Annotated in this window: 14 protein-coding genes and 1 pseudogene; 11 read left to right on the forward strand and 4 right to left on the reverse strand. The window is 41.3% G+C overall.

Features of this window, described 5'->3' with window-relative positions; all coding sequences use genetic code 11:
- Positions 1–214 precede the first annotated feature (214 nt).
- The gene (locus B2V22_RS05995; protein ID WP_290491082.1) at positions 215–820 is read left to right on the forward strand and encodes a superoxide dismutase; all 606 of its coding nucleotides are present in this window, start codon (positions 215–217) and stop codon (positions 818–820) included.
- Between the two features lie 120 nt (positions 821–940).
- On the opposite strand, the pseudogene B2V22_RS06000 reads toward B2V22_RS05995, so the two are convergent.
- Positions 941–3700: pseudogene (locus tag B2V22_RS06000) on the reverse strand (YfhO family protein).
- A 243-nt stretch (positions 3701–3943) separates the two neighbouring features.
- Between B2V22_RS06000 and B2V22_RS06005 the strand changes: the two are divergent.
- Together B2V22_RS06005 and rpmG are read left to right on the forward strand one after the other, a co-directional pair.
- Positions 3944–6142 carry a peptidoglycan D,D-transpeptidase FtsI family protein gene (locus B2V22_RS06005; protein ID WP_290491084.1) on the forward strand — a complete coding sequence of 733 codons (2199 nt, stop codon included), beginning with the start codon at positions 3944–3946 and terminating at the stop codon, positions 6140–6142.
- Positions 6143–6319: 177 nt separating this feature from the next.
- Positions 6320–6472, forward strand: a complete 153-nt coding sequence (rpmG, locus tag B2V22_RS06010) for a 50S ribosomal protein L33 (protein WP_003141750.1) — start codon at positions 6320–6322, stop codon at positions 6470–6472.
- A gap of 84 nt (positions 6473–6556) precedes the next feature.
- Here the strand turns inward: rpmG and B2V22_RS06015 are convergent, their stop codons facing one another.
- From B2V22_RS06015 to B2V22_RS06025, 3 genes are all read right to left on the reverse strand, one after another.
- On the reverse strand, positions 6557–7693 hold the full coding sequence (locus B2V22_RS06015) for a tyrosine-type recombinase/integrase (RefSeq protein WP_290491089.1): 1137 nt from the start codon (positions 7691–7693) through the stop codon (positions 6557–6559).
- Between the two features lie 130 nt (positions 7694–7823).
- On the reverse strand, positions 7824–8489 hold the full coding sequence (locus B2V22_RS06020; protein ID WP_290491091.1) for a hypothetical protein: 666 nt from the start codon (positions 8487–8489) through the stop codon (positions 7824–7826).
- An 82-nt stretch (positions 8490–8571) separates the two neighbouring features.
- A complete protein-coding gene (locus tag B2V22_RS06025) occupies positions 8572–9207 on the reverse strand; it encodes a LexA family protein (protein ID WP_290491093.1) in 636 nt (211 codons plus the stop codon).
- Between the two features lie 151 nt (positions 9208–9358).
- Here B2V22_RS06025 and B2V22_RS06030 point away from each other — a divergent pair, with 151 nt between their 5' ends.
- The 8 genes from B2V22_RS06030 to B2V22_RS06065 all read left to right on the forward strand — a co-directional run bounded on the left by B2V22_RS06030 (position 9359) and on the right by B2V22_RS06065 (position 13739).
- The gene (locus B2V22_RS06030; RefSeq protein WP_290491095.1) at positions 9359–9550 is read left to right on the forward strand and encodes a helix-turn-helix domain-containing protein; all 192 of its coding nucleotides are present in this window, start codon (positions 9359–9361) and stop codon (positions 9548–9550) included.
- Between the two features lie 295 nt (positions 9551–9845).
- Complete coding sequence (locus B2V22_RS06035) at positions 9846–10064, forward strand: hypothetical protein (RefSeq protein WP_290491097.1); 219 nt, start codon at positions 9846–9848, stop codon at positions 10062–10064.
- Positions 10048–10437: a hypothetical protein gene (locus B2V22_RS06040; protein ID WP_290491098.1), complete on the forward strand. Its 390-nt coding sequence runs from the start codon at positions 10048–10050 to the stop codon at positions 10435–10437. The genes B2V22_RS06035 and B2V22_RS06040 overlap by 17 nt, the downstream gene beginning before the upstream one ends.
- Positions 10424–11173: a hypothetical protein gene (locus B2V22_RS06045; protein WP_290491100.1), complete on the forward strand. Its 750-nt coding sequence runs from the start codon at positions 10424–10426 to the stop codon at positions 11171–11173. The genes B2V22_RS06040 and B2V22_RS06045 overlap by 14 nt, the downstream gene beginning before the upstream one ends.
- Before the next feature lie 129 nt (positions 11174–11302).
- Positions 11303–11731 (forward strand): hypothetical protein, encoded by a 429-nt coding sequence (locus B2V22_RS06050; RefSeq protein ID WP_290491102.1) that lies wholly within the window; start codon positions 11303–11305, stop codon positions 11729–11731.
- A 2-nt stretch (positions 11732–11733) separates the two neighbouring features.
- Entirely contained in the window at positions 11734–12882 is a 1149-nt protein-coding gene (locus B2V22_RS06055; protein ID WP_290491104.1) for a DUF2800 domain-containing protein, read from the forward strand.
- An 11-nt stretch (positions 12883–12893) separates the two neighbouring features.
- Positions 12894–13112, forward strand: a complete 219-nt coding sequence (locus tag B2V22_RS06060; protein ID WP_290491106.1) for a hypothetical protein — start codon at positions 12894–12896, stop codon at positions 13110–13112.
- A 54-nt stretch (positions 13113–13166) separates the two neighbouring features.
- Complete coding sequence (locus B2V22_RS06065) at positions 13167–13739, forward strand: DUF2815 family protein (protein ID WP_290491107.1); 573 nt, start codon at positions 13167–13169, stop codon at positions 13737–13739.
- Positions 13740–13768 lie beyond the last annotated feature (29 nt).

A 13768-nucleotide genomic window follows, 5' to 3' on the forward strand; every position in this document is an offset into this window, starting at 1 on the left:
TAGCTGGTGGACTTGGAAAATGACTAAGCATTCTCACGTTAACATTCATTATAACAAAGATTGGTCAAAAACAATGACCGGATGATTGGAAAAGGGAAAAGTTTTCTTGAAAATAAGTGAGCGCTTTAAGTCAATTCCTTTGAATTTTATGGTGTGACTTGATATAGTGATTTTAGTAAGAAAATAATGATAAGTTTTATAGGAGGAATTTTACATGGCTTTTGAATTACCAGAATTACCATACGCTTATGATGCATTAGAACCTTATTTCGACGAGGAAACAATGCACTTGCATCATGACAAACACCATAATACTTATGTAACAAATGCAAATGCAGCTTTAGCAGGTACTGATTTAGCAGATAAATCTGCTGAAGAAATCTTATCTAACTTTGACGCTGTACCTGAAGACAAGAAAACTGCTGTTCGTAACAATGTTGGTGGACACGCAAACCACACATTATTCTGGGAACAATTCGCAACAAACGCTGGCGGTGAACCTACAGGCGCTTTAAAAGAAGCTATCGACGCTAAATTCGGTTCTTTTAAAGACTTCCAAGAAGCATTCAAAACTGCAGCAACTGGTCGTTTCGGATCTGGTTGGGCTTGGCTAGTTTTAGCTAACGGTGAAGTGGCAATCACTTCTACACCAAACCAAGACTCACCATTAATGGATGGTCAAACACCATTATTAGGTATCGATGTTTGGGAACATGCCTACTACTTGAAATATAAAAACGTTCGTCCAGACTACATTGCAGCATTCTGGAACATTGTAAACTGGGATGAAGTTGCAAAACGTTTCGACGCAGCAAAATAATTTACTATCTATTAGATTAGTAATAGGGGGTAGCTTTGGCTAGCCTCTTTTTTTCGGCAATGTTCATAAAAAATCCCTCTAAAAAACGTCTGCCGACAATTATCAGCAGACGTTTTGTATTTATTTCGTTTTCACTTTTTTCTTGTTAAAGAAATATATACCTACTAGTACGAGTCCGGTTGCGATTGTAATGGCTACGCCTAATATCAAGCCTTGTGGGATGTAGTAGAAAGTGACTTCATAATCACCGGCTTCTTCAAATTGGATACCCATAAAGCCACCGTTTAATAGGGGTACAGTATCGACTTCTTCACCATTGACTTTGGCGTGCCAGCCTTCTGCATATGGGACAGTAACCATCAAGTATTCACTTGGATCGTCTACTGTAAGGGTGCCTGAGAAAATCCCATTTGAGAAGTCAGTTAGTTTCAACTGATTTTGCTTCAAGTCTTCTGCCATGGTGGATACTTTTTCCTGGTCAAGGGTATAGAGGTTGATATCCGCTAGGGTTGTTTCGTCATCTAGCAACTGGATGGTAAATACTTTCTCTGCGCCCTGATCGTCGTTAGCAATATTAAATAATTGAATCGACTGGTAGGAAGAATCGTAGTCCAATGGCTCGCCGTCTAAGTAGTATTTGACTTCTTCATCGTTCAAGAATGAAGGGACGGTAATGTAATACGCTTGGTTGGTTTTCACATTGATATGGATATCAATAAATGAATCTTCTCCGGTGTCATCACGGGTGTAAGCTGTGTTTACCACTGAAGCATCTTGTGAATTCACATGGAAAAGGTCCACGCTGGCAAAGTTGGCAATCTCAAATTGTGAGAGGGCAATGCCGTCTGTCGTGCCGTTTCCGCTTAAGACATTCAACAATTCATCTTGCAGGTAAACTGGGTTGACGTCATCAATGGCGACGTCTTGGATGTCTTGGCTAACCATATAGGCAAGAGACAAGGCGTTGGGATTTTCATGGATGATTAATTGGTCTGTGACTTCTGTAACCGGATATTCACTCAAGTCATCTCGTGTTGACATGACCCGGTCTTTTAAGGCCCCTTGATTATCTTCAAACGGGGTGACGTCAAAGTAATATTTCACACCAAATAGGGCGTCTGTCAGTAGAGTCCCAGTTGTATAGTTGGTAAAGCCATCTGACATGGGTTGACCTAATTGTTTGAACAATTGGGTGGTGTTTCGTTCCATTGTCGAGTTGAAATGGTTTAAGTCATAATAACCCAGCTGCATGGCATCGTTTTTTGTCCGCTGGAAGGTCTTGGTCATCCGGTAGAATTCATTTTCCCCGGGCGCATACGATGCGATTTCTGGTTTGAGTTCGGTGATATAATCTGCAAAGTCATCTTGTTTCAAGTAAGAAATCGATGAAATAGTGATGACGGAATTGGCGAACACTTCGCTTATGGTGATGAACATTAATAAGATGTAAATCAACCGGTCGAAGTCAACAGCCATCATCAATAGGGCAGTGATCCCAACGAATAAAACGAAGGAGACTAGGACGGTTGTGACTGAAATATAGTCAAAGTCTTCAATCTTATAGAGTAAGTAACCGTAGGCAATGGCGAAAGGTATCAGCAAGGCTACTGCACTTTTAATGGATAAAAATGGTTTTTGCCGGTAAAGCTGGTAGCCGATAAATAATAGGAAGAATGAAAAGACGAATGAAAACCGGTATGGGTACCAGATTGGGTACTGGAGCCCGTGCCAAATCAAGTTCAGTCCTGAAATATTCATGGATAATAATAGGACTGTCGTCAATCCACCGGCAGCTAGTCGTTCTTGCCAATGTATCTTCTTATTGAAAAAGTATAGGATGGCCATGATAAGTGCTAGACTACCTACGAAAATATTGGGCAATCCTTCTGGCATCTGCTCAAAGTTAAAGGGTCCTAGGATGAATTTTGACACAATATCATATAAAGGATAATCGGTGGTTAATTCAAGTTCGGGTGACGATTGTTGCCCTTTACTGGTTGATAATGCATAGAATGTTGGCATTAAAATAAAGGCAGCCAAGCCACCACCTGCGAGTGACCAACCGGCAAATTTACCAAAGGTTTGCATGATATAGGTCTTCTAACTGGTGAAATAGCTGGCTTGATATTGCGCTGGTGGCGCCAAGTCATTGTTCAATCTTTCCATCTGGTCTTGACCATGTAAGTCAGCTCGTCCATGAGCGACCATCCGGTAGCAGAAAAATAGGATTAAGAATAAACAAATCATGTAGCCGATATAGTAATTCGAGATTAGGATAAGGGCTAGCCAGGCTACATAGGTCCAGCCAGATTGACCGCGCATGACCTTCTCCAACCCCCAAATGAGAAAGGGTAGGAAGATGACACCGTCTAGCCACATGACGTTTAGTTGGTTGGCGGACAGGTAGCCGATGAAGGCGTAGGCGAATGAAAATGTGAGTGATTGCCAGGTCACTTCGATATAGAACCGGCCTAACATGAACTGGAAGGCGGATGCTGCGGTGGCGAGTTTGAGTAAGACAATCAAGGCGACGGCAAAGGACAGCCAGGATTGTGGGAAAAATAGCAAGAAAACTAAGTAGGGGGACATGAGGTAGTAAGACCAGGTCCCGACCATTTCGCCTCCGGTGGCTTTTGAGAGGGAATAGAAAATCTGATCCCAATTACCTTGGAAGATGTCTCGGTAGTATTGATAGAAATCGATATATTGTTGGCCTAGGTCGACAGTCATGATGGTGCTGTTGCCGAATGGAAATATTTGTAAGCCAAAGATAAAGAAGAGTCCCATCAGGATAAAGACTGCTAGAAACAAGCCAATCATTGAAGCTTTGAGTGGGTGTTTCTGACTTTTCTGTTGAATCGTTTTTATGTATTGCGTCATGACACGAACTCCTTTTTGATAATTGCTTTTAGCATATCATATTTCGCAGATTGATTGCCTTGTTTAAAGATTTTTTACAAAAATAAAAACTTCTGTGATTTTTAGTTGGATATAGGGATTCTTAATAATTTACTCGAGTCTTATGACCATTTTTTGTGTATAATTAAAAAAGGTTATGCTGGCCTGAGTGGACTGACCTATTTTGGCTGCATATAAGTGTTTTATTTGAAAGTAGGTGACAAGTTGGATCAAGGTGATCAAAATAAACAACCGAAGCAACATGAGGATGCTGAGGAAAAGTTGAATAAAATGGGTTCTGATGATCAAGACCAACCAAAAAGACGTGCACCCATATGGGGCTCCTTTTTAAACCGTTTGAACGTGATGATGATAGGGATTTTTGTCCTGTTTGCAATGCTTATTTTACGTTTATCTTATCTGCAACTCGTTCAAGGCGATATGTTCTCTGATCTGGTGAATGCAACAGAAACAACTATTGTCGAGGAATCGGTTCCTCGTGGTTTGATTATTGATTCTGAAGGAGAATTGATGGTGTCTAATGAGGCTTTACCAGCAATTTCTTATACACGTGGCCAGGACACTTCCGGTGAGGATATGGCCCAAACGGCGCAGAATCTAGCTAAATATATAGCTGTCGATTTCGAGGATGTATCCGATCGTGACCTGCAGGATTATTTTGTGGCAGCCAATACAGATGTCATCAATGACCGGTTGACAGACGATGAGGCCGCTGCAGCGGATGATGAAATCTACGCCATCCAAGTGAGTAAGGTGACTGACGACGACTTGAATGGTCTAAGTGACCAAGATAAGGAAGCAGCAGTTATTTTTGCCAAAATGAATACCGCCTCGTCACTTTCAACTGTCATGATTAAAAATGATGGGGTAACCACTGAAGAAACGGCCGTTGTGGCAGAGCATTCAGCTGAGTTACCAGGTGTCAATGTGACAACCGACTGGAAACGAACTTACCCGCAAGATTCATTACTACGTTCATTGCTTGGTAGTGTGTCTTCTACAGAAGAAGGGATTCCAAGTGACCAACAAGATTTCTACCTAGCTAAGGGTTATGCCCTAAATGATCGGGTAGGGGTGTCTTATATTGAAGAACAGTATGAAGCGGATTTACGTGGATCGAAAACAACCTATGAAACAGAAGTGAGTCAAGATGGAGAGATTGTCAATTCTGAACAAACTTATGCTGGAGAAATGGGGAATACGGTTCAGTTAACCATTGACTCTGAATACCAAGCGGAATTAGAAGCTTATGCAACTCAGTATTTAGAAGATGCAACGACTGATGAAAACAATTCTATCTATATTGTAGCGTCTGATCCTGATACGGGGGCTATTTACGCCTTAGTGGGTAAGAAGAAAAATTCAGATGGTGAAATCGTGGATGATGCCTTAGGTACGATTAATAGCGTCTTTCCATCTGGGTCTGTCGTGAAACCTGCAACGATTTCCGCTGCTTACGGAGAAGGCTTGCTTGAAGTTGGTTCAGATAATGAAATTACCGATGAACCCTTATACTTCTCCGGTACGCCAGTTAAAGCTTCTTGGTGGTTTACTTCTGGTAACGATGCAACACCAAGGGTCTTAACGGATAAACAAGCCTTAGCTCAATCTTCAAACGTCTACATGATTAAATTGGCCATGGCAATGGGTGGTGTAAACTACTACGAACCGTACATGGACTTGTCTGGACTGGATACAGATGCCGTTTATGATACCTTACGGAGTTATTATGCAGAATTCGGTTTAGGGGTATCGACTGGTATTGACTTGGAAAATGAATCAACTGGTATAATCGGACAAGATACTGGTGACCCAGGTAACGCACTTGACTTGGCTTTCGGTCAGTTTGATACCTACTCACCAATTCAATTAAACCAATATATTTCAACCATTGCGAATGGTGGTACCCGCTATGCTTTACATGTGTTGGATAAAATTTTGGCACCTACTGAAGACGAGGAGACAGCTGGTGGTGGGGCAACGGTTTATGAATATCAACCAACTGTATTGAATGAATTATCGATTACAGATGAAATGCTTGCGGAAGTGCAAGAGGGTATCTGGTCTGTTATTCATACCTCAACTGGTTTGGGGAACGCTATTTTTGCTAATTTCCCAATTGAGGTAGCGGGTAAATCAGGTACTGCGACAAGAACTGATACCCTTGAAAACTCAACTTGGGCTGGATGGGCACCATATGATGATCCTGAAATTGCGGTGTCGATCGTTATTCCAGGAACAACCCCCAATGTGTCTGTATCTGCCCAAGCAGCTGCACCAAATGTCTTAGGTTTATACTATGATATTGAGGAATATCAAAATAAAGTAGCTGACCAATTGGCAGAAAACGCGGAAGCATCAGCAGAAGAGGCGGAAGCCTTGGAAGAAGCGGATCCACAATAATTGCATGTGGCGCTGTGATACTCAATTCACAGCCACATGCTGATTGTTTTAAGTGTCTGACCAAATTTTTTTACAATACTAAAAAACATTTGGCATATAGGTTAAGATTATGGTACAATATTCGAGTATGGTTACTGTATATCAGTTAATAATTTTATTGTATTGGAGGGGTATCACATGCGTGTGAACATTATTTTAGAAAACACTGAATTAAAAGGCGAACGTGTTTACTTGACAGAGAAAAACCGTCGTAACAATCCAGACCGTTTAGAATTAAAAAAATATAGTCCAAAATTACGTAAAGTTTGTGTCTTCAAAGAGGTAAAATAATCTACGTAAGCAAACCGTTGAGCCTGTAAGGGTTTAGCGGTTTTTAAATTACCTAAAATAGTAAAAGTAGCAAAAAGGTAGCAATTATAAGCCAATATCGTCAAGTTTGGAAGTAACGTCTGATATCATTTTCCTAGTTACATGAGTGTATATATCGGTAGTCGTCTTACTGTCCGAGTGACCAACTCTGGCCATGATGGCCTTCAAAGGTACATTGTTTTCAGCTAGTAGCGATATATGTGTGTGTCTAAAATAATGTGACGAGAACTCATGGCTGTTCTGCATACCTAGTTTTTCGCCAGCTAGTTTTAAAGACTTGTTAAATGACACTATTTGTATTGGTGTACCGCTGGCCGTTGAGAATACGTATCCTGTATCACGTCCACCAGCAATACTCTCGAGTTCCTGTTCGATTATGCGCGATTTTACCAGTTCGATGCAACGGTCGGTCAATGATATTTCTCGGTGGGAGGTATTGGTTTTTGGTGGGCCTTTAATTGCTTTCTTATAACCATTGGTGGCGTCTAGCGTGCCATGAAAGGAAACGGTGCCTTTCTCAAAATCAAAGTCGCTTTTCTTAAGTATGATGGCCTCACCTATTCGACAGCCGGTCAAATACATAAATTCAGCAAGTCTTGCCATGCGTAGCGTCCGCTTACTCATAGATAGCTTTTCGATAAGCTGTTGGGCTTGATCAGGCTCAAAGTATTTTTCGGATATGTTTGTCGTGACATCATTTTTCTTAATAATTTTGACTTTGTCCATGGGCGAGTGGTCAATAATACCCATATCGACAGCATAGCTTAAGGCTTGTCCTGCTAAAATTTTTATGGACCTTGTATAGCCGTGGCTTAGGTGGTCAAAACCGTTTATCCAATTCTGTAAGTAGCGTGTATCTATATTGCTGACAAGTATGTCGACATCTATTGTTTCCTCGATTTTCCGACGCATGATTCTTTGCTTACGTTTGGTACTGTTCCTTAATGGTTTCTCGTGTAGTGGGTACCATTCTTCCATCAACTGACCAAAAGTCATGTCCTTGGTGTCCTTTGTGTTTTCCGCCGCTTCAATCTTTTTATCTAAGATTTTCTTAGCCTTATTCCAAGCCTGTTTGGACTGACTGGTAAGCGTTACGGACTTATACCTTTTCTTTCCTGTGTATGGGTCCTTGTAATCTTCCGTGTATTTATACTTCCCATCTTCGGGGGTGGTCATCCACATACCAAATCATCTCCTCCTATGTTAAAATAAAGGTACACAAAAAGCACACACACATAGTGCGTTTTGTTAAAACTTCAGACTGCCTCGCCCCCTGGGTCGCCAAACTTTCGGGAGTGGGGTGTTTTGCTTTTTAAAAGTTAACATCAACGGGCTCTGTTGCTACCGTTTCAAATAACTCATTATCTTTGATATCAAAGTGGAGTGTTACGCCTTTAATCTCTGGATCTTTAAGTTTATACAGCGCTTCGAAGTTCGCCCCGGCATCTTTTGCTAAATCATAACTGCCCTCAGACTCAATTTTAGTCATGTCTACTTCTTCACCAGTTGTAGTGAAAATCTGCGACGGGTATGGGTCTACTAAATCTTGATCTGTTTTATTGGCCAAGTGGTATTTAATCTCTAAAAAGTAATCTCCCTCTTTAATACCAAAACGATCAAACTGTTCTTGTATCTTTTGATTTAGCTCATCTTCACCTTCAATAGAAGGGACAGCACCCATTTGATATATTTTTAAGTCATCAAAAGTTAAGTCTAGGCCCTCAGCCAAAGTTGCAGTACCGTCAATTTTAGAAATCTTTTTAAGCGTAAAGTCTGTATCAAATTTTTTAGTCGTCTGTCCGACTGTTTCTACTTCGTTCGGTGCGTCAGAATTAACAGTAATTGTTCCGCTAGTAGCAGTCTCAGCAACTTCTTCTGAAGATGATGACTCTGTATCTGCTTCTACTTCCTCCTGCACATTATTCCCACAAGCACCCAATAAGAATATAGACATACCTAATAAAGCTAATTTCTTCATAACCCAAAAAACCTCCTATATGATATAATATATTTAACCAATAAACGTCCTACCAATCTAACTGACTGGTAGGGCTTTTTTATTATAAATCTACACTCATCTTGATTGCTTTCCCAATAATTCTAGCTGGATTGTCTTTAGTGATTACATAAGGCATATACTCTGGATTATCAGCAACCAGCATTACAATATCACCTTGACGTTTCACTCTTTTTAAAGTAGCTTCTGTATCGCCATTTACTAATACTGCTGCGATTTCGCCGTTTTCAACATTCGGTTGAGCTTTAATTAGTACATAACTTCCATTTGTAATTGTAGGTGACATACTTTCACCTTTCGCTTTTAAATAAAATAAATCGCCAGTAGGCAATTGTTCAGCGATCTCATCGCGATAATCAATGATGTTTTCATCAGCGGTTATTGGATCACCGCAAGCAATTTCACCTAAGACTGGAATACGTTTCAAAGTTGCGATTGATAAGTTTTCTGCACGTTTTTCGGTTAGTCGTGAACGTGGTACATTAAAATATTCGGCTAATAATTGCAGTTTCTGAATTCGTGGGTATTTCTCACCATTGAACCAACTTCGAACAGTAGATTCGCTTAATTCTAAATCCCTGACAATATCCGCTTGTGTGACTCTTTTCTTGTCTGCCAATTCTTTTAAATTGCTAGCTAAAATATTTCTTTGCGTTTGTGCCGTTGTTTTTTCTTCCATATAAATCACTCCTTTCTGATACCTATTGTACACTAAAAGTGTAGAAAAGTGTAGCTATACCTAGAAAAAAATAAAACATTTTACACTTAAAGTGTTGACTCGCTACTTAAAGTGCGGTATATTTGATTCAACAAAGAAAGGAGTTGATTATATGCCTGAACAATATACAATCCGACAAATTAGAGATCTAAAAGGATTGTCTCAAGAAGCACTAGCGCAAGAGCTTGGTGTGTCTGTCAAAACTGTGTCAGACTGGGAAAACAATAAAGTGGAAATTAAAAACTTACACTTATACGCAATTGCCTACGCTTTCAAGGTCAACGCAGATGTTATCAAGCCTTAATTTTTTAATCTATACCGCACTTTAAGTACGGAAAAGAGGTGACCGAATTGCAAATAGAAATTAAGGAGAAAGTCGATAAGGGTGTCTGGTATCGACTGGGGCTACTTCCCGAATTGTTCGTAGGCTTGTCGGCTAGCACAGCGAAAGCTTACGTCAAAGAGATGGAGAGTATGTCTGAGTTCAGCAGCGGAATACTCAAGCCCGGGCACTCTACGACTTTTGTAAACTACGAGACATTCTTGTGTTTCCTTCAATGGAAGGACGAGAACAGGTATAGATAGAAAGGAGTTTGAAAATGAAACTTGAAACAAAAAGCGCTATTTGGTCCGCTATTGAAACTCTTGCGGGGCTGATGATTATTCTTACGTCAGAGTTTGGGAAAGGCTTTTATTGGTTTGCCGGATGGGCAGTTATAGCTGCATTAGCTTTTATCAAAATGTATCAATCGACTAATGGGTTTGAAACTTATGACGAAGAAGATTGGGAGGCGTATCAAGATGACCGAGCTAGATAGATTTAAAGCAGACTTAGAAATTTTAGGTTTTGATGAAACACTCGAAACCATCATTGACGGCCACCAATGTTACGTCCACCGAACTAGCGCTATAAGTGGTGGTCACTTGTGCGGATATGTTGAAGCTTGCGTATCTGATCCAAACGAACTGGACGTGCACGGTGGTGTGACATGGAACGACGGACTTACTCATATCACTAATCCTAAAACCAACTTGATTGGCTTTGATTGTGCTCACGCCTGTGACTGGTCGGTACGCGTCCCGTACGGCAGATATAAAGACGTTGACTTTGTATTGAATGAGCTGAAGAACCTAGTATCACAGCTACCTGCAAGCGCGTTGGAGGAGGGATATCAAGATGACAGATACTAATTTAAATGACACTAAAGTGCTTGAAAAAGCAAAACTATTCGCAAAGCGCGTACGTGCTAAAGATGCGAAATACTTACGTAAGCAGAATGCAGAACAACGCAAATGGCATAAGGAACAGAAACAGAGCTTTGAGCCTAAAGAGTTAAACACTTTTGGCGGTGTGTATGGACTTAACGAAGATGGTGATTTTCATTACACACAAAGCAATGTGATTTTATATGCGCCTAAAGTGGTTACTGGTGATTTTGAGCCGGGCTACTATGACGTAAAAACTAGTCAGATTATTGACCAAGAAGTTATGTACCCAGGTATCTCTCGGTTGATAAAAGGTCCTGATGATTTTTATGAATCAGACCTTGTGGGCTATATCCCTGTCAAAGATTTACTTGCAGCGATTTCGCCTTTGCAAAAATCGTGCGATAAACCAGGGCTTACTAAAGTCACTGTGACAAGTAAAGCGATTAAGGTTACTGCTCGCCATGAGGATGCGCTGGCCGAGAATGACGAAGTATCAGCGTCTATCCACGATGCTTACGGCAAGTTTAACGCGACGCACTTTGGTATTGATCTTGACTATCTATATCACACATTGTCATTTTTAAAATCTGTCGGTGCCACCTATGTGCCTTTATATCAGCAAGACTTAAGTGCTGTTAGTATCCTTTACTTTTGCTATGACAAAGTTATGATCGCAATCGCACCAATCAGAATTCGAGAGCCAGAAAATTACAGTTAATTACTTAGGCATTGAAGGGAGTGATTAAATTGCGAATCAAAAAATAAAAAAAGCACCTATTGCAGTAGGCGCTTGAAAAAACTTTAAATGTTTGTCACCTAAATTATAACACGAAAAGGAGTTTAACACATGATCGAAATTAAAGTTACTGGCGACTCAGCCAAAGAAGTTTTCATTGACCTGCAAGAGTTAACAGCTCAAGCTACACCAACAGTTAACCAAGAAGCTGTTCAAGCAATCGCTGAAGCAGTGGCCAACCCTGAAGCGCCCAAAGCTGAAACAAAGCAGAAACCGGCACCAAAAGCTAAAGCTAAACCTGAGCCGGTAGAAGAGAAACCGGCTGAAGCGCCTGCGGAAGAAGTAGCGGAAGCTCCTAAAGCTGAAAATGTGAAGCTAAGTGACGTCCAAAACGCTTTAGCTAAAATCCTTCGGGAACAACCGGAACACAAGAGTGACGCAGCCGAAATCTTGAAAAATCACGGCGTTAAACGTGTGTCAGAACTAAAAGAAGAAGACTTCGCAACCGTCAAAGCCGAGTTGGAAAGTATTGGTGATTAACTATGGCCAGTCCTACTCAACACGCATATCTAAGTGCTAGTTCAGCGGTACGGTGGCTGACTTGTCCGCCTATCATCTCGCTAGAACAAGGCGTGCCGGATAAGCAGACGTCCTATACGTTAGAAGGAACGGACGCTCATGCCTTAGCTGAATTAAAGCTTCAAGAGTTTCTAGGCAAGCGTGTCAAAACGAAAATTAACAACTTCAAGAAAAAATCAGAATACTATAACGAAGAAATGGAAGAGATGACGGACTTATACCGTGACATGGTAATCGAACGCTACAACAGCTACGACAGTGCGCAAATGGAGCTTGAAGTGCGTACAGACCTAAGCCGGTGGGTACCTGAAGCTTTCGGTACTTCTGACGTAGTTATCGTGACAGATAAGGTCATTGAAATTATTGACTTGAAATACGGTAAAGGCGTACCAGTTAGTGCTTACCAAAACCCACAGCTTATGCTTTATGCGCTTGGTGCTTACGACCTATACGATATCGCTTACGGATTCGAAAAGGTCCGGATGACAATCGTTCAGCCCCGTTTAGACAATGTTTCGACTTTTGAAATCGAGACAGAAGAGCTGCTTTATTGGGCGGACAACTATGTAGCACCTCGAGCTCAGCAAGCCTACGAAGGTCAAGGTGAGTGGACAATCACAGAAGACGTGGTCCGCTTCTCTAAAGTGCGTGCGCAACTCCGGCCACGCGCTGAAAAGAACTTTGAGCTTACCGACAAATTCAACAGTGAAGAGCCTGCGCTTCTTAGTAACAGCGAAATTGCAGAAATCTTAGCGCAAGCGAGTGAGATTAAGAAGTGGATTGAAGACGTCGAGTTCTACGCTTTAGACCAAGCACTAAACCACGGCGCAGACTTCCCAGGCTTTAAAGTCGTTGAAGGACGTAGCAACCGCAAGATTACTAATGACGAAGAACTTGCTGAACGCTTGCGAGTTGAAGGCTATGAGGATATCTACAAGCCTCAAGCTTTACTACCTCTTGGTCAGTTAGAGAAATTAGTCGGCAAAACCCACTTCAATGAGGTGGCCAGTGATCTAATCATTAAGCCTACCGGTAAGCCTACGCTTGTGCCTGAGAAAGATAAGCGACCTGCACTCAACTCGACACAGTCTGCAGTGGACGATTTCAGCTAGGAGGTTTAGCAATGAAAGCACTGAAATGGGATGAAGATGCTGAGAAATATGACGACGTGGAAATATCGGATGAAGCTTCGCTATATGAAGAGGATATGGATAAGGTAGTCGCTTGCGCCAATTGTGGCCAACCAAAAGCTTTCGGTGAGTGCTACACGTCGAGACACTACCACAATAATGTTGGTTTCGGGTACGCGGTATGCCCGGCCTGTTATTGGGAAGAAATTTAGAAAACAATGTAACTAAAGATTTTTTAGCCGAAAAGGCAGAAGGAGATTTTAATTATGGCAGCAAACGCAAAAGTAAACGGTACTAAAGTAATCACAGGAAAAGTTCGTCTAAGCTACGCAAACTTATTAGAGCCAAAAGGTTTTGAAGGACAAGAGCCTAAATACTCAGTAGTACTTTTAATCCCTAAAGATGATGTAGATGGCAACTTAAAAGCTATCAACAAAGCAATTGATGCAGCTTTCGAAGCCGAAAAGGACGGTCGCTTAAAAGGTGTTAAACGTGACAAAGTGAAAGTCACTCTTCGCGACGGTGATGAAGAGTATGACGCGGAGGAAAACCCTGAATACGCAGGCATGATGTTTATCAACGTTTCAAGCAAAAATAAGCCGGGCATTATTGATAAGTACAAAAACAAGACTGATGATCCTGAAGAAGTGTACTCAGGTGTGTATGCCCGCGCTTCAATCAACTTCTACGCTTTTAACCACATGGGTAACAAAGGTATCACAGCCGGTCTAAACAATATCCAAATTATTGAAAAGGGTGAGTTCCTCGGCGGTCGTGCTTCAGCAGAGTCTGACTTCGACGAATGGGAAGATGACGAAGATTTTGATGACATGATGTAAGGAAAACTGAATAGGGGGCTTCGGCTCCC

The organism is Aerococcus sp. UBA6277 (genome assembly GCF_002440555.1).
In the GTDB taxonomy this organism is placed as follows: domain Bacteria; phylum Bacillota; class Bacilli; order Lactobacillales; family Aerococcaceae; genus Aerococcus.

Excerpts from the sequence above, each read along its gene's own strand:
- B2V22_RS06060 (WP_290491106.1), top strand. The coding sequence starts at position 12,894 with ATGAAAGCACTGAAATGGGATGAAGATGCTGAGAAATATGACGACGTG.
- B2V22_RS06015 (WP_290491089.1), bottom strand. The coding sequence starts at position 7,693 with ATGTGGATGACCACCCCCGAAGATGGGAAGTATAAATACACGGAAGAT.
- B2V22_RS06025 (WP_290491093.1), bottom strand. The coding sequence starts at position 9,207 with ATGGAAGAAAAAACAACGGCACAAACGCAAAGAAATATTTTAGCTAGC.
- B2V22_RS05995 (WP_290491082.1), top strand. The coding sequence starts at position 215 with ATGGCTTTTGAATTACCAGAATTACCATACGCTTATGATGCATTAGAA.
- B2V22_RS06065 (WP_290491107.1), top strand. The coding sequence starts at position 13,167 with ATGGCAGCAAACGCAAAAGTAAACGGTACTAAAGTAATCACAGGAAAA.
- B2V22_RS06045 (WP_290491100.1), top strand. The coding sequence starts at position 10,424 with ATGACAGATACTAATTTAAATGACACTAAAGTGCTTGAAAAAGCAAAA.
- B2V22_RS06040 (WP_290491098.1), top strand. The coding sequence starts at position 10,048 with ATGACCGAGCTAGATAGATTTAAAGCAGACTTAGAAATTTTAGGTTTT.
- B2V22_RS06030 (WP_290491095.1), top strand. The coding sequence starts at position 9,359 with ATGCCTGAACAATATACAATCCGACAAATTAGAGATCTAAAAGGATTG.
- B2V22_RS06055 (WP_290491104.1), top strand. The coding sequence starts at position 11,734 with ATGGCCAGTCCTACTCAACACGCATATCTAAGTGCTAGTTCAGCGGTA.
- B2V22_RS06050 (WP_290491102.1), top strand. The coding sequence starts at position 11,303 with ATGATCGAAATTAAAGTTACTGGCGACTCAGCCAAAGAAGTTTTCATT.
- B2V22_RS06035 (WP_290491097.1), top strand. The coding sequence starts at position 9,846 with ATGAAACTTGAAACAAAAAGCGCTATTTGGTCCGCTATTGAAACTCTT.
- rpmG (WP_003141750.1), top strand. The coding sequence starts at position 6,320 with ATGCGTGTGAACATTATTTTAGAAAACACTGAATTAAAAGGCGAACGT.
- B2V22_RS06020 (WP_290491091.1), bottom strand. The coding sequence starts at position 8,489 with ATGAAGAAATTAGCTTTATTAGGTATGTCTATATTCTTATTGGGTGCT.